This window comes from Bradyrhizobium rifense, assembly GCF_008123425.1.
Taxonomy (GTDB): domain Bacteria; phylum Pseudomonadota; class Alphaproteobacteria; order Rhizobiales; family Xanthobacteraceae; genus Bradyrhizobium; species Bradyrhizobium rifense.
In genome coordinates, this window is record NZ_VSSS01000024.1 from 88,086 (window position 1) to 105,137 (window position 17,052).

Genomic DNA, 17,052 nt, shown 5'->3' on the forward strand with positions numbered 1-17,052 from the left:
TGGACCAAAGTGACGGCTTTCCGTCTGCAAATCTTGTTTGCTATGGTCAGCCCTGCAGGCAGGGATCACCTATGCAGCCGGTTACGCAGTACGCCAGGAGCGGAGACGTCCACGTTGCCTACCAGACGTTCGGCGACGGTCCGATCAACCTTGTTCTGGTGCCGGGCTTCGTGTCCAACGTCGAGAACTACTGGGACCAACCCGACCTCGCTCGCTTCCTGACCCGCCTTGCGAGCTACGCGCGCGTCGTCACCTTCGACAAGCGAGGTACCGGCGGATCCGATCGCGTCAGCGAACTCCCGGGTCTCGACGTGCGCATGGACGATCTGCGTGCGGTGATGGATGCGGCTGGCATCGAGCAGGCCGCCCTGCTCGGAATCTCGGAGGGCGCGCCACTCTCCATTCTGTTTGCGGCCACCTATCCGCATCGTTGCCGCGCGCTCGTGCTTTACGGCAGCTTTTCGCGCTTCTCCTATTGGTTTGCGACCGACGAGGCGCTCGCGGCATTCTTCGGCTATGTCGAGAAAGCCTGGGGCACCGGCGGCAGCGTTCAGAAGTTCGCACCGTCGCGGGCGAACGACGCCGCGTTCCAGCGCTGGTGGGGGCGCAACGAGCGATTGGGCGCCAGCCCTGCCGCAGTGACGGCCTTGATGCGCATGAACAGCCAGATCGAGATCGGCGGCGTATTGCCGGCGGTTCGTGTGCCAACCCTCGTCATCCACCGGACCGGGGACCAGGTCGTCAACGTCGCGGGCGGGCGCGACGTCGCCGCGAAAATTCCCGGAGCGCGTCTGGCGGAATTTCCCGGGAGCGATCACCTCTTCTATGTCGGCGAGAACGCCGACGACATTTCCGATGCGATCGTGGAATTCCTGACGGGAGCACGTGGTTCCGCAGTGGCTGATCGCGTGCTGGCAACGGTGCTGTTCACCGATATCGTGGGTTCGACTGAAAAGGCTGCCAACCTCGGCGATCGTCGGTGGCGCGCCCTGCTTGACGACCATCACGCCATGGTCCGCGGCATCCTCACCCGCTTCCGGGGCCACGAGGTCAAGACCACCGGCGACGGGTTTTTCGCGACGTTTGACGGGCCTGCGCGCGGGGTCCGTTGCGCTCGAGCGATCGCTGATGAAGTCAGGTCGCTGGGCATCGATATCCGCGCCGGCCTGCATACGGGCGAATGCGAGATCATCGGCGATGATGTCGGCGGGATCGCCGTCCACATCGGGGCGCGGGTCGCGGCGCTGGCCGGCGCCGGGGAAGTATTGGTGTCGAGCACCGTGAAGGATCTCGTCGCGGGGTCTGGCCTTCGCTTTGGCAGCCGTGGTGTCACGCCACTGAAGGGCGTTCCCGGCGAATGGCAAATCTTTGCCGCCGAAAGCTCTATCTCACCGGCACCGTGATCTTGCTCGAAACGACGGGCGGCTCGAACGGATTATGCTTGGCATCGCCCAGCGCCAGTTGCAGCGCGCGTCCCGGGCGAGAACCCAGCCTGCGGTGATCATTTGCTCCGCGCTGAAACGGGCTGCCTGACGCGCACGGTGATCTTGTCCGAGACGACCGGCGGGTCGAACGGATAGTGCTTCGCATCGCCGAGCACCAGCTGCAGGGTGTGGGTCCCGGGCGGAAGCTCGAGAGATGTCTCGGTCTGCCCTGCCCCGAAATGCAGATGCGACTTGTCCTGCGGGATCGGCTCCTTGGGATCGATGGGGTCGTTGACATCGACCAGCAAATGATGGTGGCCAGCGTTCTGATAGTCGTCGCCGGCATGCGTCACACCCATGTTGCGCAGGCCGAACCGGACCAGGAATGTACCGCGCACCCTTTGCCCGTCATACGGGGTTATAAAATAGACCTTCGCGTCCTTTGGAGCAGCCTTGCCTTGCGAGAAGGCCATGCCCGGGAGCAATGCGAGCGCCGCCGACAGCGCAAGGCAGCGAAGGATTTGCATCGATCTACTCCGGCAGTTAGGGACTGAGCGCGACACGGAATCCATGCGTCGGGTAACGAACATTGGTATCGTAACCGTCGCGGTTGGACGGCCGTACGTATCTCAAGTCGTTCTTCCAGGAACCCGAGCGCAGGACGTGCGAGCTGCAGTCCCCGCCGCTCCATGCCGAACCGTCATTGGGCCCGCCCTGATAGGTCTTGTGCCAGCAGTCCTCGACCCATTGGTCGACGCCGCCGCCCATGTCGTAGAGACCAAACGGATTGGGCTTGAAGCTGCCGACTTTCGCCGGCTGCTCGGCCGCGGCATCACCGCAGTCCTTGCACCCGGCCATACCCTGCTGGGCCTTGTCGCCCCACCAATACTTTGTCGACGTCCCGCCGCGCGCCGCATACTCCCATTCGGCTTCGCTTGGGAGCCGGTAAGGCTTCTTCGTCGTCTGCACGAGGAAGGCGGCATATTGCTGGGCGTCGGCCCAGCTCACATTGGTGATCGGCGCATCGTCCTTGCCGATGGCAGTGAATCCGCACGCCTTGGCGGCGGCGCATTCGTTCCATTCCTGCACTGTCACTGGATATTTTCCGATCGAGAATGGCTTGACCGTGACCTGGTGGACAGGACGTTCGGTCGGATCATCGTTGCTTCCCATCGCAAAGCTGCCGCCGCGAATGGCGATCATTTCGGGTTCACGGACCGGTGCCGCTGTCGGTTGGCTGGGTGCCGGAGTGGGCGACGGAGGCACTGAGGCCATTGAGGGAGACGGTTGCGGTGTCTGCGTCGCCGCCTCGCGCGGCGACGGCTGCGGGATCGGTGACGCGGCCGGAGCAGCGGTCGGCGTAGCGACCTGCTCGCCCACCCTGCCGGTCTGCGCCAGCAAATACCAGAGCACGCCCGTGGCAATCACCAGCAGCGTGATGCCCAGGAGAAAGATCAAGGTATTCTCGCGCCGGCCACGCGTCCTGCCGACTGCATCTGCGTCCGGCAGCACGCGATAGACGCGCACGGGATCCGTGATGTTCTTGACCTTGCGATCCCCGAGCGACTCATAGCCGCACACCACCTTGTGCTTGATCTGCTCGTAGATCGCGCCAGAGATGTAGACCTGACCAGGCTCGGCAATGCCCTCGATGCGTGTGGCGATGTTGACGCCATCGCCGTAGACGTCGTCCGGCTCAACGATGACATCACCGAGATTGACGCCGATTCGGTATTCGATCCGGGAGTCCTTCGGAATCGAGGCATTGCGGCCGATGAGGTTCTGCTGGATCACAATGCTGCATCGAACGGCCTCGACGGGGCTGTCGAAAATGGCGATGAAACCATCGCCCGTGGTCTTCACCAGACTTCCATGATGCTCGACGATGCTGGGTTCGATGAGGTCCCGCTCGATCCGCTTGACGCGGACATGCGTGCCTTCCTCGTCGGCCTGCATCAAGCGGCTGTAGGATGCGATGTCCCCGACAATGATGGCTGCGAGACGACGAGGCATTCCGCCGTGCGGAGGCGGCTCGTTCTGATTCCCGGATCTGAAGTTGCGAATTTCGCCCATTGCACGGGGACTCCACAAATCTGCAGGAGGCGGCCCCAGCCTACGACTTCGAGAAACAATCGCGTGTGAACGCTATCACATTGACGAACTGGGACAATGTCGAAGGAATCGCCGACAGAGAGTTCCGGAGAGCAACGACTTATGAATTGCCTGAACCTTCCTGGCCGAACCTGCGACTAAGGCAACGCTCGGAACACCCCTCTCAGCTCCGAGGGAAGCCCACCCGCTGGGAAGCAATCAAGCCTGACCTTTAGCTGACAGGCTCCGGCGCAGGCTCCGGCACGGAATGGTCCGCATGGGCCGGCCGTCCGGCGCCCCAATATTGCTTGCAGGTCTCGAGCAATGTTTCGGTGTCCATGGTCAGGCCGCCCGCTTTGACGATCACGCTGTCAGCGCCAAGCGCCTTGTTCATCAGCACCAAGGCTTGCGTCGCAAATCCTCCGGAGAATCGCTCGGCGATGAGTGGGTCGACCTTGAGCACCACGAATTTCTGCGTGCGCTGCTCCCAGAGCATGATCTTTCGCACGGCGCTCCAGGCGATGGTCTCGCCGGCGAGCCTGGTGTCGCGGATGCCGACACGGCTGATGAAGACCACCGGCTGCCGCGCGGAGAACAGCCGCCAGAGCATGCGGCAGGTGGCAAGGCCGAAGAACACCGCACCGACATAGCAGGCGGCGACCTGGAATGAGGTGATGTTCTTGCCTTCCTGCCAGGTGAATGCGAGCCCGGCAAAGAGCAGCGTCAGCAGCCCGCTGCCACCGAAAAGCGTCAGCAGGCGGGCTCGCGAATAACCGATCGCAAGATTGGGCAAGTTTTGACTTTCGGACATTTCGATCGCCTCCAGCCATTTGCAACAATCTGGGGTCTATCCACGCCCCTCCCTTGCAACGGTTAAGCCTGGAACCTTGCGCGAGGCTGCCGGAGGCCACGCAGTTGAACGCACGGCGTGCGGCTTGCGACTAACGGCCAATTGGCCCCGACCCTCCCGATGCGGGCCGTCATTGGTGACATATCCGGTGCGATCATGAAGCTTGCCCTCGTCCTTCCGCTTGCCCTTGCCGCCTTCATCGGCGTCGCCCGGGCCGAGGAGGCCGACGACATCCGCGAGGCGAACAAGACCGAGACCGAGGCCTTCAACGCGCGCATGTACGCGGGTACGCCCGGCAAGACGGCCTATGCCTGCTTCGTCCGCCGCTACGATGCCGACCATCTGGCGCGGCATCCAAAGCAGAAGGTCGCCGGGATGAAGCTGCTGGTCTCGGCGGAGACCGACAGCGAGGACAAGCAGCTCCACAATTCCTTCCGGCTCGGCTTCCGGTATCGCCACCGCAGCGGCGATTTCGACTCCAGCGGCTCCTGCCACCACGTGGTGTTCACCAAGGACGGCGGCGAGGTCCGCCTCGGCTGCGGCGTCGATTGCGAGGGCGGCGGCATCGGCGTCGCGCTCTCGAAGGACGACAAATCGGCCATCGTGCGGCTCGCGAGCGTCAGGGTCTGGCTGCACAACAAGCCCGACGACGAGGCCGAGCGATCGCTGGTCGCAGGCAGTGATGACGGGATTTTCCGGCTCGACCGGACCGACAACAGCGAGTGCGCCGCGCTCGTGACCGACCGCAAGGAACTCGCCGCACTCCGCCACAAGTGATATGCCACCGGCAAAGTCGGGCGCAGTTGTTGTTTGCGCATGATCTTTCCGGAAAACCGCTTCACACTTTTCCGGATCATGCTTTGAAGGAGATCGCCATGAACCGCCGGAACATCTTGTGGAGCACCGTCTCGGCGCTCGGCGCGGCGTTTGCCGCCTCGCGCGCCAATGCTGCAACTGAGACGACCAAGTTAGACAAGCTGAAAGTCGTCTATCACCTCAGCGACGCCGACAAGGTCAATTTCGTGCTCGGCAATATCCAGAACCACATCGACGGCGTCGGCGGCCCCGACCATGTCACGATCGCGCTGGTGATCCACGGGCCGGCGTTGAAGGCGTTCCACTCGGCGCAGGCCAACCCTGATATCACCAAGCGGATCGGCGATTTCTCCAAGGACGGCGTCGAGCTCGCCGCCTGCAGCAACACGATGAAGGCGCAGAACATCACGCTGACGGATCTGTTGCCGGGGTTCGTGAGCGCGGAGAAAGGCGGCGTGGTTCGTTTGGCCGAGCTGCAGTCGCAGGGGTATCTGTATTTGCGGCCCTGAGGCGCGCCGCGAATTCGGTGCGCTCCCTCCCCCGCTCGCGGGGGAGGGATGGGGAGAGGGTGTTTCCGCAATGGGACACTCCCCTAGAGGAAAGAACCCTCACCCGGCGCGATGCGCCGACCTCTCCCGCAAGCGGGAGAGGTAAGAGGGGCCCGTGGCGCTCCCTCCCGACCCATCCTCATCCCGCTTGACATACCCATAACCCTACGGTTATGAATAAATCCATAACCTGTAAGTTATGGATTTCGCATGTCCACCACCCCTGATCTTCTGTTTCGGACGCTCGCCGACCCGACCCGGCGGGCGATCTTCGAGCGGCTGTGCCGCGAGGGAGAGCAGACGGTCGGGGCACTGACGGTGCGATCGGGCGTTTCCCAACCGGCGGTCTCAAAGCATCTCGGCGCGCTGAAGCAGGCGGGCCTGGTGCGCGATCGCCATGAAGGACGCCAGACCCATTACAGCGCGCAGCCCGGTGCGCTCAATCCGCTGATCGACTGGACCAGCCAGATGGCGGGCTTCTGGCAGAACCGGCTCGATGCGCTCGATGATTTGCTGAAGAGGATGGACCAATGACTGAGGCTGCGACCGAAACACGTTCCGTGGTCATCGAGCGCGAATTTGCCTATCCGCCGGAGCGGCTGTGGCGCGCGCTGACGCAGCCGCATCTGATCGAGGAATGGCTGATGAAGAACGACTTCAAGCCGACGGTCGGTCACCGCTTCAATCTCCGCGGCGAGTGGGGTGGCGTGCTGGATTGCGAGGTGCTCGCCATCGAACCGCAGCGATCGCTCGCCTACACCTGGAATTTCACGCATGAGGACGCGGCCTACGACCTCAAGAGCGTGGTGACGTTCACGCTCACCCCGCAAGGCACAGGCACGCATCTGCGTGTCGAACAAGCGGGCTTCCGTCCGAGCCAGAAGCAGGCCTATGGCGGCGCGCATGCCGGCTGGAAGCAGTTTTTCACCAAGCTGGACGAGTTGCTGGCACGGGCCGAATAGCCCCGCCACGCGCGTCCATTTCCAATATTCTCACCGGAGACCCTCAATGAGTTCGAACATGTGGATTCGACAGATCCATCGCTGGCTGTCGCTTGCTTTCACGCTCGCCGTCATCGCCAACATCGTTGCACTGACCATGCAGGTTCAGGCGACGTGGATCGGGTTGCTGGCCTTCGTGCCGCTGATCCCGTTGCTCGCGACCGGGCTCTATCTGTTCGCGCTGCCCTATCTTGGCCGTCGCAGCGAGGCGCGATCATGAAAAAGGTGGTGACCGCAAAGAAGACCGGCGCGAAGGACGCGGACGGACCTTCGCCCTCCAGGATGATCGACGGCAGGATCAAGGAGCTCGGCGACTGGCGCGGCGAGACGCTGAAGCGAATCCGCGCGCTGATCAAGGAGGCCGATCCCGAGGTCGTCGAGGAATGGAAATGGCGCGGCGTTCCCGTGTGGGAGCACGACGGCATCATCTGCACCGGCGAGACCTACAAGGCCGTGGTCAAGCTGACGTTCGCCAATGGCGCGGCGCTGGATGATCCGGCCGGCCTGTTCAATTCCAGCCTCGACGGCAATGTGCGGCGCGCGATCGATATTCCCGAGGGCACCGAGATCAACGAGAAGGCGTTGAAGGCGCTGATCCGCGCGGCCGTGGCGCTGAACGCGTCCAAGGCCAGGAAGAAGCCGGCCAAGAAGAGCTAGGCCTGAACGGCGGCGTTAGGCCGCCGCCGTGATCGGCCGCGGGCTGACGACGTATTCGCGCAGCACCTTGTCACTCCCGTCGACCTCGATCAGCGCAACGTCGTAGGTCCAGAGATCGGCCAGATGCTGCAGCACCCGCTTTGCGTCGGTCTCGTTGAGCTGCGAGCCCTTGATAACGCGGTGATGCAGGATCAGCCGGCGGTCGCCGGAGAGATCGACGTCGACCACCTCGATATTGGCGTCGATGTAGCCGACATCGTGCTGGCGGGCCAGCTCGCGGCGGACGCGGCGGAAACCGCGCTCGTCGTGGATGGCATCGACGCGGATGCCGGCGCGCTCCTCGGGATCGTCGTGCAAATGGAACATGCGGAGTTGCCGCATCAGTTTCGGGCTCAGGAACTGGGCGATGAAGCTTTCATCGCGGTAATTGGCCCAGACGTCGCGCAGCACGCCCATCACGTCGTTCTTGCCGGCGATGTCCGGGAACCACTCGCGGTCTTCGTCCGAAGGATTGGCGACGATGCGCTCGATGTCCTGCATCATGGCAAAGCCCAGCGCATAGGGGTTGAAGCCCGAGAAGCGCTGATCGTCGAATTCGGGCTGGAACACCACGTTGGTGTGCGATCCCAAAAATTCGAGGAAGTTGCCGTCGGTGATACGGCCCTGCTGATGCAGCTGGGTCATGATGCGATAGTGGACGTAGGTCGCCGTCCCCTCGTTCATCACCTTGGTCTGGCTCTGCGGATAGAAATATTGCGCGATGTGGCGGACGATACGCAGCAGTTCGCGCTGCCAAGGCGCAAGGCGCGGCGCACTCTTCTCCAGGAAGTAGAGCAGGTTTTCCTGCGGCAGGCCGAGCAGCTTGCGGCGACGCTCGAGGGAGATCGCGGTCCGGGCCTTCGATGCGCCCTTGGGCACGGTGCGCCAGAGGTCGTTGAAGACTTCCTCCTCGTGCTGGCGGCGGCGCCCTGCCCGCTTCTCCTCCTCGCGCAAATCCAGCTGCTTCTTGCCGGGATAGCGGTCGATGCCGTGCGACATCAGCGCGTGCGCGGCGTCGAGCGTCCGCTCGACCTCGGTGCGGCCATAGCGCTCCTCGCACTGCATGACGTAATTCTTGGCGAAATCCAGATAGTCCAGAATCCCTTCCGCATCGGTCCACTGCTTGAACAGGTAATTGTTCTTGAAGAAATGGTTGTGGCCGAAGGCGGCGTGCGCGATCACCAGCGTCTGCATCGTCGCCGTGTTCTCCTCCATGAGGTAGGAGATACAGGGCGAGGAATTGATCACGATCTCATAGGCAAGGCCCATCAGGCCCTTGCGGTACGACGCCTCGTGATAGGCGAAATGCTTGCCGAACGACCAGTGCTTGTAGAACAGCGGCATGCCGACGGACGAATAGGCATCCAGCATCTGCTCGGCGGTGATCACCTCGATCTGGTTCGGATAGACGTCGAGCCCGAGATCTTTCAACGCCACCTCCTCGCAGGCATCGGTGATGCGCTGCAAGGTGTGGAAATCCCAATCGGCGCCTTCGAACAAGCGTTCCGTCATGGAGCGGCTTTCTCCTGAGCAGTGTCGCGGCGCTGGAACAGATCGTGGAACACCGGGAATATCTCGCTGCGTTCGCTGACCTTGCGCATCGAGAGCGGTGCGCCGCTGTTGCGCAGGCGCTCGTAAAGGGTCCAGAGCGAGGAATCGGAGAGATCGAAGGCGCTGCCGCCGGATTCCCCGACCTCGAGATAGGCGAAGAACTGGCAGACCGGCAGAATCTTCTCAGTCAGCAGCAGGCCGGTGAGCTCGCCGTCGGAATAGGAATTGTCGCCGTCGGAGGCTTGCGCGGCATAGATATTCCAGTCCGACGGATTGAAGCGCTCGCGCACGATTTCGTGCATCGCCTGCAGCGCGCTGGAGACCAGCGTGCCGCCGGAGGCCGGGCCGTAGAAGAAGGTCTGCTCGTCGACCTCCTCGGCGCGGTCGGTGTGGCGGATGAAGACGATCTCAACATGCTTGTAGCGCCGCTTCAGGAACACGTAGAGCAGCATGTAGAAGCGCTTTGCCAGATCCTTCATGTGCTCGGACATCGAGCCGGAGACGTCCATCAGGCAGAACATCACGGCCTGCGCCACCGGCCGCGGCACCTTCTCGTAGCGGCGGTAGCGGATGTCGAGCGGGTCGATGAACGGAATGCGCTTGGTCTTCGCCTTCAGCTTTTCGAGCCGGAGGACGAGCTCCGCGCGTTCGTCCTCGTCGGTCGCTGCGGCGATCGCGGCTTCCAGCTCGTCGATCTCCTCCTTGCTGGGACGCTTGAGCGCGATGCGGCGGGCGAGCGCGAGTTTTACGGTACGGCTGACCGAGATGTTGGCGGGCGAACCGGACGTGGTGTAGCCGGCGCGCTGAATGCCTTCGCTCTCGGTCTGTGCGATCTTGCGCTTGGCAAGATCCGGCAGTTCGAGATCGTCGAGGAAGAGGTCGACGAACTCGTCGCGGCTGAGCACGAAGCGGAAAGCGTCCTCGCTGTCGCCTTCGCCGGGACCGGAATCCTTGGCGCTGCCCTGGCCGGAGCGCTGCAGATAGTCGCCCTCGATGAACTTCTTGTTGCCCGGCAGCACCATGTCACGCGTTCCGCCTTCACGGCGGAACCGCGGCTCATGCATACCGTCCAGCGGGATCGTGACCTCACCACCCTCCAGGACGTCCTTGATGTCGCGTTCCTGCGAGGTCTTCTTGACGGCGCCCTGCACCAGGGATTTGGCCCGACGCAAGAACCGCTGGCGGTTCTCAAGACTCTTGCCGCCTGGATTCAGGCGCCTGTCAATAATGTGAATGGCCACTTTCTCATCCGCCTCAACCGGCTTGCTTCACGCGCATGTACCATTCGACCAGTCGGCGAACCTGACGCTCGGTGTAGCCGCGCTCCACCATGCGTGAAACGAACTCGCCGTGCTTCTTCTCCGTCTCGCCGTCCTTCTTCGACCCGAACGAGATGACCGGAAGCAGGTCCTCGACCTGAGAGAATATCCGCTTTTCGATCACATCGCGAATCTTCTCGTAGGAGATCCAGGTCGGATTCTTGCCGCCGTTCTGGGCGCGCGACCGTAACGAGAATTTGACCACCTCGTTGCGGAAGTCCTTGGGGTTGGCGATGCCCGCCGGCTTCTCGATTTTCGTCAGTTCCTGGTTCAACAGTTCGCGATCGAGCAACTGGCCGGTGTCGGCATCCTTGAAGTCCTGGTCCTCGATCCATGCATCCGCATAATCAACGTAGCGGTCGAACAGGTTCTGGCCGTAATCGGAGTAGGATTCCAGATAAGCCTTCTGGATCTCGTTGCCGATGAACTCGGCGTAGCGCGGCGCAAGGTCTGCCTTGATGAATTCGAGGTAGCGCTTCTCGACTTCCTCAGGCAGCTGCTCGCGCTTGATCGACTGCTCCAGCGCGTACATCAGATGCACGGCGTCGGCGGCGACCTCCTGCGGATCGTGGTTGAAGGTCGCAGCCAGGATCTTGAAGGCGAAGCGGGTGGAGACGCCGTCCATGCCTTCGTCGACGCCGGCGGCATCGCGATATTCCTGGACGCTGCGCGCCTTCGGATCGGATTCCTTCAGGCTCTCGCCGTCGTAAACCCGCATCTTGGCGAACACGGTGGAGTTCTCGTGCTTGCGCAGGCGCGACATCACCGAGAACCGCGCCAGTGTCTCCAGCGTCGAGGGCGCACATGGCGCGGCCGCGAGCTCGGAGCCCTGGATCAGCTTCTCGTAGATCTTCTGCTCTTCCGTGATCCGCAGGCAGTACGGCACCTTGATCACGCAGATACGGTCGATGAAGGCCTCGTTGTTCTTGTTGGCCTTGAAGCTCGACCACTCCGCCTCGTTGGAGTGCGCGAGGATGACGCCGGTGAACGGGATCGCGCCGATGTTCTCGGTGCCGATATAGTTGCCTTCCTGCGTTGCGGTCAGCAACGGATGCAGCATCTTGATCGGCGCCTTGAACATTTCGACGAACTCGAGCACGCCCTGGTTGGCGCGGTTGAGGCCGCCGGAATAGCTGTAGGCGTCGGGATCGTTCTGCGCGTAGGTTTCCAGCTTGCGGATATCGACCTTGCCGACCAGCGAGGAGATATCCTGGTTGTTCTCATCACCGGGTTCGGTCTTGGCAATACCGATCTGGCGCAGCCGCGACGGCTGGATCTTGGCGACGCGGAATTGCGAAATGTCGCCGCCAAAGGCTTCCAGTCGCTTGTAGCACCACGGGCTCATCAAGCCGGTGAGACGACGGCGTGGAATGCCGTACTTCTCTTCCAGCATCGGCCCCAGTTGATCGGGATCGAACAGGCTGAGCGGGCTCTCGAACACCGGCGAGAGTTCATCGCCGGCCTTGAGCACGTAGATCGGATGCACTTCCATCAGCGACTTGAGCCGCTCGGCGAGCGAGGATTTGCCGCCGCCGACCGGGCCGAGCAGATAGAGAATCTGCTTGCGCTCTTCCAGGCCCTGCGCCGCATGTCGGAAGAAACCGACGATGCGCTCGATGGTCTCTTCCATGCCGTAGAAGCCGGCGAAGGCTGGATAGGTGCGGATCGTGCGGTTCAAAAAAATACGGCCAAGGCGTGGGTCCTTGGCCGTGTCAATCGTCTGAGGCTCACCGATCGCCGCTAGTAACCGTTCGGCCGAATTAGCGTATTTCATGGGATCGCTTCGACACGATTCCAGGTATTCCGCCATCGACATGTCGTGCTGGCTTCTCGCCTCGAACGACTTAGCGAAAGCGTTGAACAAAGAATCGTTGTACATGATCCCTCTCCGCGTGAGTTCCGCCACAAGCTGAAACGAAAGCAGTTACTGGACCGTTCCTCAGGCCGCTTCTCGAATCAGCGTGAGCACATGACGTTCATTGGACACCCGGGCGCCAACACGACGCAACGCACAAGGTAGGCACTCGCTGAATTACGAACAGGCACTTGCCTGTAATTTGTGCGAATCTCTATCTATCTTCGCTCATTTCCTAGAAATGTCACTCGCTCGCCACATCCGGGCAATACCGGGGACGCGTCCCTCCGGCACTGCAACATAGAGCGATCTGCGAGCGGCGAACTTATGACGCTCGCGGGGCGATGCCTTGCACGCCGCGTTCATCTTCCCTTGCTGCAATGCGATGCGTAGGCTGCATGCAGCATGAATGTCGCGGCAAGCGCGCAGCGCTGTATCAAAATCGGTCGCCAAACCCTCCGAAGGGATAACGTCGTTCTGCGTGGCGGCTCGGACGCTGGCGAGCTGCCGCACTTGATTTGAAAGCAAGCCGTTTGAAAGAAACGCCTGCGCTCAGCTGCGCCGTCGCGAGGCGCGCCGCGACCAGGAGCCGCATGAAGGATTGACCGATGTCGAGATCATGGGATGCGCCGATATGAACGGCGGATGGGATCAACGGCCGGTGATGGCCCACGGCAACGCCGTCAGGATGTGCGCGCATGCTTTTCCCCAGCATGGCCATTCGCGACCGAGCCAATGACGATCAGACGGATCGATAACCGCTGACGACACTCCGCGACGCGACAGATGCCCTCGCGCAACAAGACCTCGGCCGAACCATCCCGGCCAATTTTTATTTACGCAAAAGCACGACTCCCGCCTGGATCGCCATGATCGCGACGGAGTTAGACTGAGAGAATGACGCCAATACCCTTGATTGGTTCCCTCCCGGGAGCATGTGAGCTAAAGGATAGCGCGTCAGGACCGGCGCGGAAACCCCCTCCGCCCGCAGGCTTGGAGATAAAAAACATCATGAATCCCGTCAAAGAACTGGAAAAGCACGGACAAGCCGTCTGGCTGGACTTCCTCGCCCGCGGCTTCATCGCCAAGGGCGACCTGAAGCGGCTGATCGACACCGATGGCGTCAAGGGCATCACCTCCAATCCGTCGATCTTCGAGAAGGCGATCGGCAGCTCGGACGAATACGACGCCCCGATCGGCAAGGCGCTGAAGCGCGGCGACCGGACCGTGGCCGATTTGTTCGAGGCGGTCGCGATCGAGGACATCCAGAATGCCGCCGACGTGCTGCGGCCGGTCTATGACCGCCTCAAGGGCCATGACGGCTATGTCAGCCTCGAGGTCTCGCCCTATCTGGCGATGGACACCGCCGGCACCGTCGCCGAGGCGCGGCGGCTCTGGAAGGACGTCAATCGCAAGAACCTGATGGTGAAGGTGCCGGCGACGCCGGAGGGCCTGCCGGCGGTCGAAACGCTGATCGGCGACGGCATCAGCATCAACATCACCCTGCTGTTTTCGAAGGCCGTCTATCTCCAGGTCGCCGAGGCCTATCTCGCCGGCCTCGAGAAGTATGTCGCCGGCGGCGGCGACCCCTCGCATGTCGCGAGCGTGGCGAGCTTCTTCGTCAGCCGCATCGACTCCGTGGTCGACAAGCAGCTCGACGACAAGATCGCGCGGGCCAACGATCCATCCGAGAAGGAGCGCCTCGCCGCGCTGAAGGGCAAGGTCGCGATCGCCAACGCCAAGGTCGCCTACCAGGACTACAAGCGCCTGTTCTCGGGCCCCCGCTGGGAGAAGCTCGCCGCCAAGGGCGCCAAGCCGCAGCGCATGCTGTGGGCCTCGACCGGCACCAAGAACAAGGATTACAGCGACGTGCTCTATGTCGAGGAGCTGATCGGCCCCGACACCGTGAACACCGTGCCGCCGGCGACGCTCGATGCGTTCCGCGACCATGGCAAGCCGCGCGACAGCCTGGAGGAAAACGTCGACGACGCCCGCCGCGTGCTGGAAGGGCTGGAACGCTCCGGCGTCTCGCTCGACGCCATCACCGAGGAACTCGTCAAGGACGGCGTCAAGCAGTTCGCCGATGCCGCCGACAAGCTCTACGGCGCGGTCGCCCACAAGCGCGCAACCGTGCTCGGGCCCGCGATCGACCGCCAGCAGCTTTCGCTGGGCGAGGGCCTCGGCAAGGCCGTGGCCAAGAGCACCGAGGAATGGCGCGCCTCTGCCAAGATCCGCAAGCTGTGGCAGCGCGACAAATCGGTCTGGACCGGGACGGATGAGGACAAATGGCTCGGCTGGCTCGACAGCGCGGCGAAAGCCGACGTGGCCGACTATGAGGACTATGCCAACCGCGTGAAGGGCCAGAAATTCTCCGACGCCGTCGTGCTCGGCATGGGCGGATCGAGCCTCGGACCCGAGGTGTTGGCCGAGACCTTTGCAAGGAAGGCAGGCTTCCCGAAGCTGCACGTGCTGGATTCCACCGATCCGGCGCAGGTACGGGCGATGGAAGCCAAGATCGACATCGCCAACACCGTGTTCATCGTCTCCAGCAAATCCGGCGGCACCACCGAGCCGAACGCGATGAAAGATTATTTCCATGAGCGCGTGGCGCAGGCGCTCGGCCCGAAGGCCAAGACCGGCTTCCGCTTCATCGCGGTGACCGACCCCGGCTCCTCGCTGGAGAAGGCGGCCAAGAAGCTGAACTATGCCCGTATCTTCCATGGCGAGCCGTCGATCGGCGGCCGCTATTCGGTGCTGTCACCGTTCGGCCTGGTGCCGGCGGCCACGGCCGGCATCGACGTCAAGACCTTGATCAAGCATGCGCTCGCGATGGCGCGCTCCTGCGGACCGGACGTGCCACCAGCTGAGAACCCGGGCGTGCAGCTCGGCCTCGCCATGGGCCTCGCCGGCCTCGAAGGCCGCGACAAGATGACGATCCTGTCGTCGAAGAAGATCGCCGATTTCGGTGCCTGGGCCGAGCAGCTCATCGCGGAATCGACCGGCAAGGAGGGCAAGGGCCTGATCCCGATCGCCGGCGAGCCGCTGGGCGATCCCTCGGTCTACGGCACCGACCGGTTCTTCATCGACATTCGTACCGAAGGCGAAGCGGATGCCGGCCATGACGCAAAGCTCATCGCGCTCGAACAGGCCGGTCATCCCGTCGCCCGCATCGTGATGAAGTCGATCGACCATCTCGGTCAGGAATTCTTCCGCTTCGAGATGGCAACGGCCGTCGCGGGCTCGATCCTCGGCATCAATCCGTTCGACCAGCCCGACGTCGAAGCGGCGAAGATCAAGACCCGCGAGCTGACGTCGGCGTATGAGAAGACCGGCGCGCTGCCGGCCGAAGAGCCAGTGGTCAGCACCGCGGAGTTCGACCTCTACACCAACGACACCAACGCCGCCGCGTTGCGGACGATGGGAGCCAATGGCGACCTCACCTCATGGCTAAAGGCGCACATCACGCGCTCGCGGCGCGGCGATTATTTTGCCCTGCTCGGCTACATCGCGCGCGACAAGGCCACGATCGAGGCGCTTCAGGAGATGCGGACGGCCGTGCTCGAGAAGCGGCATCTGGCGACGGCCGCCGAATTCGGACCGCGCTTCCTGCACTCCACGGGCCAGGCCTACAAGGGCGGGCCCGACAGCGGCGTGTTCCTCCAGATCACCGCCGATGACGCCAAGGACCTGGCCGTGCCGGGCCAGAAGGCAAGCTTCGGCGTGATCAAGGCAGCACAGGCGCGCGGCGATTTCGACGTGCTTACCGAGCGCGGCCGGCGCGCGCTCCGGGTGCACCTGAAGGGTCCGCTCAAGAAAGGTCTCGCGGCACTCAATGCCGCACTCACAGACGCACTGAATTAAGGGGATCTCTCACATGCAACTCGGCATGATCGGCCTCGGCCGGATGGGCGGCAACATCGTTCGCCGGCTGATGCGCCACGGCCATTCGACCGTGGTCTATGACAAGGACGCCAAGGCCGTCGCCGGCCTGGCCGCGGATGGCGCAGTCGGCTCGGCGACGCTGGAAGAGTTCATCTCGAAACTGGAGCGGCCGCGCACGGCCTGGGTGATGCTGCCTGCGGGCCGCATCACCGAGCAAACCATCGACACGATCGCGGGCGCGATGCAGGAAGGCGACGTCATCATCGATGGCGGCAACACCTTCTGGCAGGACGACGTTCGCCGCGGCAAGGCGCTGATCGCGCGCGGCATCCACTATGTCGACGTCGGCACCTCCGGCGGCGTCTGGGGCCTCGACCGCGGCTATTGCATGATGATCGGCGGCGAGAAGCCGGTGGTCGACCGGCTCGATCCGATCTTTGCGGCACTCGCGCCCGGCGCCGGCGACATTCCGCGCACCGAAGGACGTGACGGCCGCGATCCCCGCATCGAGCAGGGCTACATCCATGCAGGTCCGGTCGGCGCCGGCCATTTCGTCAAGATGATCCACAACGGCATCGAATACGGCCTGATGCAGGCCTATGCCGAGGGTTTTGATATTCTCAAGAACGCCAATATCGATGCGCTGCCCGTGGACCATCGCTTCGATTTCAATCTCCCCGATATCGCCGAGGTTTGGCGCCGCGGTTCGGTGATCCCCTCCTGGCTGCTCGACCTCACCTCAACCGCGCTCGCCGATAACCCGACGCTGTCGGAATATTCCGGGTTCGTGGAAGATTCCGGCGAAGGTCGCTGGACCGTGAATGCGGCAATCGACGAGGCCGTGCCGGCCGAAGTCCTGACCGCGGCTCTGTATGCACGTTTCCGTTCCCGCAAGGAACACACCTTCGCCGAAAAAATTCTCTCTGCGATGCGCGCGGGCTTCGGCGGCCACAAGGAGCCAAAGCAGCCGGACGCTTCGAAACCCAAATAAAAACTCCACAAAGCGAAGGCCAATCGTT

Annotated in this window: 16 protein-coding genes; 9 read left to right on the forward strand and 7 right to left on the reverse strand. The window is 62.9% G+C overall.

All coding sequences use genetic code 11. The annotated features are described in order from the left end of the window. Positions 1–71 precede the first annotated feature (71 nt). Entirely contained in the window at positions 72–1,403 is a 1,332-nt protein-coding gene (locus FXB40_RS14165; protein WP_148772804.1) for an adenylate/guanylate cyclase domain-containing protein, read from the forward strand. Between the two features lie 98 nt (positions 1,404–1,501). On the opposite strand, the gene FXB40_RS14175 is transcribed toward FXB40_RS14165, so the two are convergent. From FXB40_RS14175 to FXB40_RS14185, 3 genes are all read right to left on the reverse strand, one after another. Further along, positions 1,502–1,951 (reverse strand): DUF4399 domain-containing protein, encoded by a 450-nt coding sequence (locus FXB40_RS14175; protein WP_148772805.1) that lies wholly within the window; start codon positions 1,949–1,951, stop codon positions 1,502–1,504. 16 nt (positions 1,952–1,967) lie between these two features. Further along, positions 1,968–3,497 (reverse strand): SUMF1/EgtB/PvdO family nonheme iron enzyme, encoded by a 1,530-nt coding sequence (locus FXB40_RS14180; protein ID WP_148772806.1) that lies wholly within the window; start codon positions 3,495–3,497, stop codon positions 1,968–1,970. Positions 3,498–3,747: 250 nt separating this feature from the next. Then, positions 3,748–4,326, reverse strand: coding sequence for an STM3941 family protein (locus tag FXB40_RS14185; RefSeq protein ID WP_148772807.1), 579 nt, complete (start codon positions 4,324–4,326; stop codon positions 3,748–3,750). A gap of 195 nt (positions 4,327–4,521) precedes the next feature. Between FXB40_RS14185 and FXB40_RS14190 the strand changes: the two genes are divergently transcribed. From FXB40_RS14190 to FXB40_RS14215, 6 genes are all read left to right on the forward strand, one after another. Next, entirely contained in the window at positions 4,522–5,142 is a 621-nt protein-coding gene (locus FXB40_RS14190) for a hypothetical protein (protein WP_148772808.1), read from the forward strand. Between the two features lie 98 nt (positions 5,143–5,240). After that, on the forward strand, positions 5,241–5,690 hold the full coding sequence (locus tag FXB40_RS14195) for a DsrE family protein (RefSeq protein WP_187436871.1): 450 nt from the start codon (positions 5,241–5,243) through the stop codon (positions 5,688–5,690). Between the two features lie 249 nt (positions 5,691–5,939). Next, positions 5,940–6,263, forward strand: a complete 324-nt coding sequence (locus tag FXB40_RS14200; protein WP_148772810.1) for an ArsR/SmtB family transcription factor — start codon at positions 5,940–5,942, stop codon at positions 6,261–6,263. After that, positions 6,260–6,691 (forward strand): SRPBCC family protein, encoded by a 432-nt coding sequence (locus FXB40_RS14205; RefSeq protein WP_148772811.1) that lies wholly within the window; start codon positions 6,260–6,262, stop codon positions 6,689–6,691. Before FXB40_RS14200 ends, FXB40_RS14205 begins: the two co-directional genes overlap by 4 nt. Before the next feature lie 46 nt (positions 6,692–6,737). Further along, positions 6,738–6,950, forward strand: coding sequence for a hypothetical protein (locus tag FXB40_RS14210; protein ID WP_187436872.1), 213 nt, complete (start codon positions 6,738–6,740; stop codon positions 6,948–6,950). Next, complete coding sequence (locus tag FXB40_RS14215) at positions 6,947–7,387, forward strand: DUF1801 domain-containing protein (RefSeq protein ID WP_148772812.1); 441 nt, start codon at positions 6,947–6,949, stop codon at positions 7,385–7,387. Before FXB40_RS14210 ends, FXB40_RS14215 begins: the two co-directional genes overlap by 4 nt. A gap of 15 nt (positions 7,388–7,402) precedes the next feature. Here FXB40_RS14215 and FXB40_RS14220 read toward each other — a convergent pair whose 3' ends face one another. The 4 genes from FXB40_RS14220 to FXB40_RS14235 all read right to left on the reverse strand — a co-directional run bounded on the left by FXB40_RS14220 (position 7,403) and on the right by FXB40_RS14235 (position 12,872). After that, the gene (locus tag FXB40_RS14220; protein ID WP_148772813.1) at positions 7,403–8,938 is read right to left on the reverse strand and encodes a SpoVR family protein; all 1,536 of its coding nucleotides are present in this window, start codon (positions 8,936–8,938) and stop codon (positions 7,403–7,405) included. Next, positions 8,935–10,218 carry a YeaH/YhbH family protein gene (locus FXB40_RS14225; RefSeq protein ID WP_148772814.1) on the reverse strand — a complete coding sequence of 428 codons (1,284 nt, stop codon included), beginning with the start codon at positions 10,216–10,218 and terminating at the stop codon, positions 8,935–8,937. The genes FXB40_RS14220 and FXB40_RS14225 overlap by 4 nt, the downstream gene beginning before the upstream one ends. A 13-nt stretch (positions 10,219–10,231) precedes the next feature. Further along, on the reverse strand, positions 10,232–12,175 hold the full coding sequence (locus FXB40_RS14230) for a PrkA family serine protein kinase (protein WP_148772815.1): 1,944 nt from the start codon (positions 12,173–12,175) through the stop codon (positions 10,232–10,234). 412 nt (positions 12,176–12,587) lie between these two features. Continuing rightward, positions 12,588–12,872: a hypothetical protein gene (locus tag FXB40_RS14235; RefSeq protein WP_246207602.1), complete on the reverse strand. Its 285-nt coding sequence runs from the start codon at positions 12,870–12,872 to the stop codon at positions 12,588–12,590. Between the two features lie 290 nt (positions 12,873–13,162). On the opposite strand from FXB40_RS14235, the gene FXB40_RS14240 reads away from it, so the two are divergent. After that, on the forward strand, positions 13,163–16,012 hold the full coding sequence (locus FXB40_RS14240; protein ID WP_148772816.1) for a bifunctional transaldolase/phosoglucose isomerase: 2,850 nt from the start codon (positions 13,163–13,165) through the stop codon (positions 16,010–16,012). A 13-nt stretch (positions 16,013–16,025) separates the two neighbouring features. Then, the gene (gnd, locus tag FXB40_RS14245; RefSeq protein ID WP_148772817.1) at positions 16,026–17,024 is read left to right on the forward strand and encodes a phosphogluconate dehydrogenase (NAD(+)-dependent, decarboxylating); all 999 of its coding nucleotides are present in this window, start codon (positions 16,026–16,028) and stop codon (positions 17,022–17,024) included. Positions 17,025–17,052: the final 28 nt, after the last annotated feature.

Coding starts and splice junctions, on each gene's coding strand:
- FXB40_RS14165 (WP_148772804.1), top strand. CDS start 72: ATGCAGCCGGTTACGCAGTACGCCAGGAGCGGAGACGTCCACGTTGCC.
- FXB40_RS14175 (WP_148772805.1), bottom strand. CDS start 1,951: ATGCAAATCCTTCGCTGCCTTGCGCTGTCGGCGGCGCTCGCATTGCTC.
- FXB40_RS14180 (WP_148772806.1), bottom strand. CDS start 3,497: ATGGGCGAAATTCGCAACTTCAGATCCGGGAATCAGAACGAGCCGCCT.
- FXB40_RS14185 (WP_148772807.1), bottom strand. CDS start 4,326: ATGTCCGAAAGTCAAAACTTGCCCAATCTTGCGATCGGTTATTCGCGA.
- FXB40_RS14190 (WP_148772808.1), top strand. CDS start 4,522: ATGAAGCTTGCCCTCGTCCTTCCGCTTGCCCTTGCCGCCTTCATCGGC.
- FXB40_RS14195 (WP_187436871.1), top strand. CDS start 5,241: ATGAACCGCCGGAACATCTTGTGGAGCACCGTCTCGGCGCTCGGCGCG.
- FXB40_RS14200 (WP_148772810.1), top strand. CDS start 5,940: ATGTCCACCACCCCTGATCTTCTGTTTCGGACGCTCGCCGACCCGACC.
- FXB40_RS14205 (WP_148772811.1), top strand. CDS start 6,260: ATGACTGAGGCTGCGACCGAAACACGTTCCGTGGTCATCGAGCGCGAA.
- FXB40_RS14210 (WP_187436872.1), top strand. CDS start 6,738: ATGAGTTCGAACATGTGGATTCGACAGATCCATCGCTGGCTGTCGCTT.
- FXB40_RS14215 (WP_148772812.1), top strand. CDS start 6,947: ATGAAAAAGGTGGTGACCGCAAAGAAGACCGGCGCGAAGGACGCGGAC.
- FXB40_RS14220 (WP_148772813.1), bottom strand. CDS start 8,938: ATGACGGAACGCTTGTTCGAAGGCGCCGATTGGGATTTCCACACCTTG.
- FXB40_RS14230 (WP_148772815.1), bottom strand. CDS start 12,175: ATGTACAACGATTCTTTGTTCAACGCTTTCGCTAAGTCGTTCGAGGCG.
- FXB40_RS14235 (WP_246207602.1), bottom strand. CDS start 12,872: ATGGCCATGCTGGGGAAAAGCATGCGCGCACATCCTGACGGCGTTGCC.
- FXB40_RS14240 (WP_148772816.1), top strand. CDS start 13,163: ATGAATCCCGTCAAAGAACTGGAAAAGCACGGACAAGCCGTCTGGCTG.
- gnd (WP_148772817.1), top strand. CDS start 16,026: ATGCAACTCGGCATGATCGGCCTCGGCCGGATGGGCGGCAACATCGTT.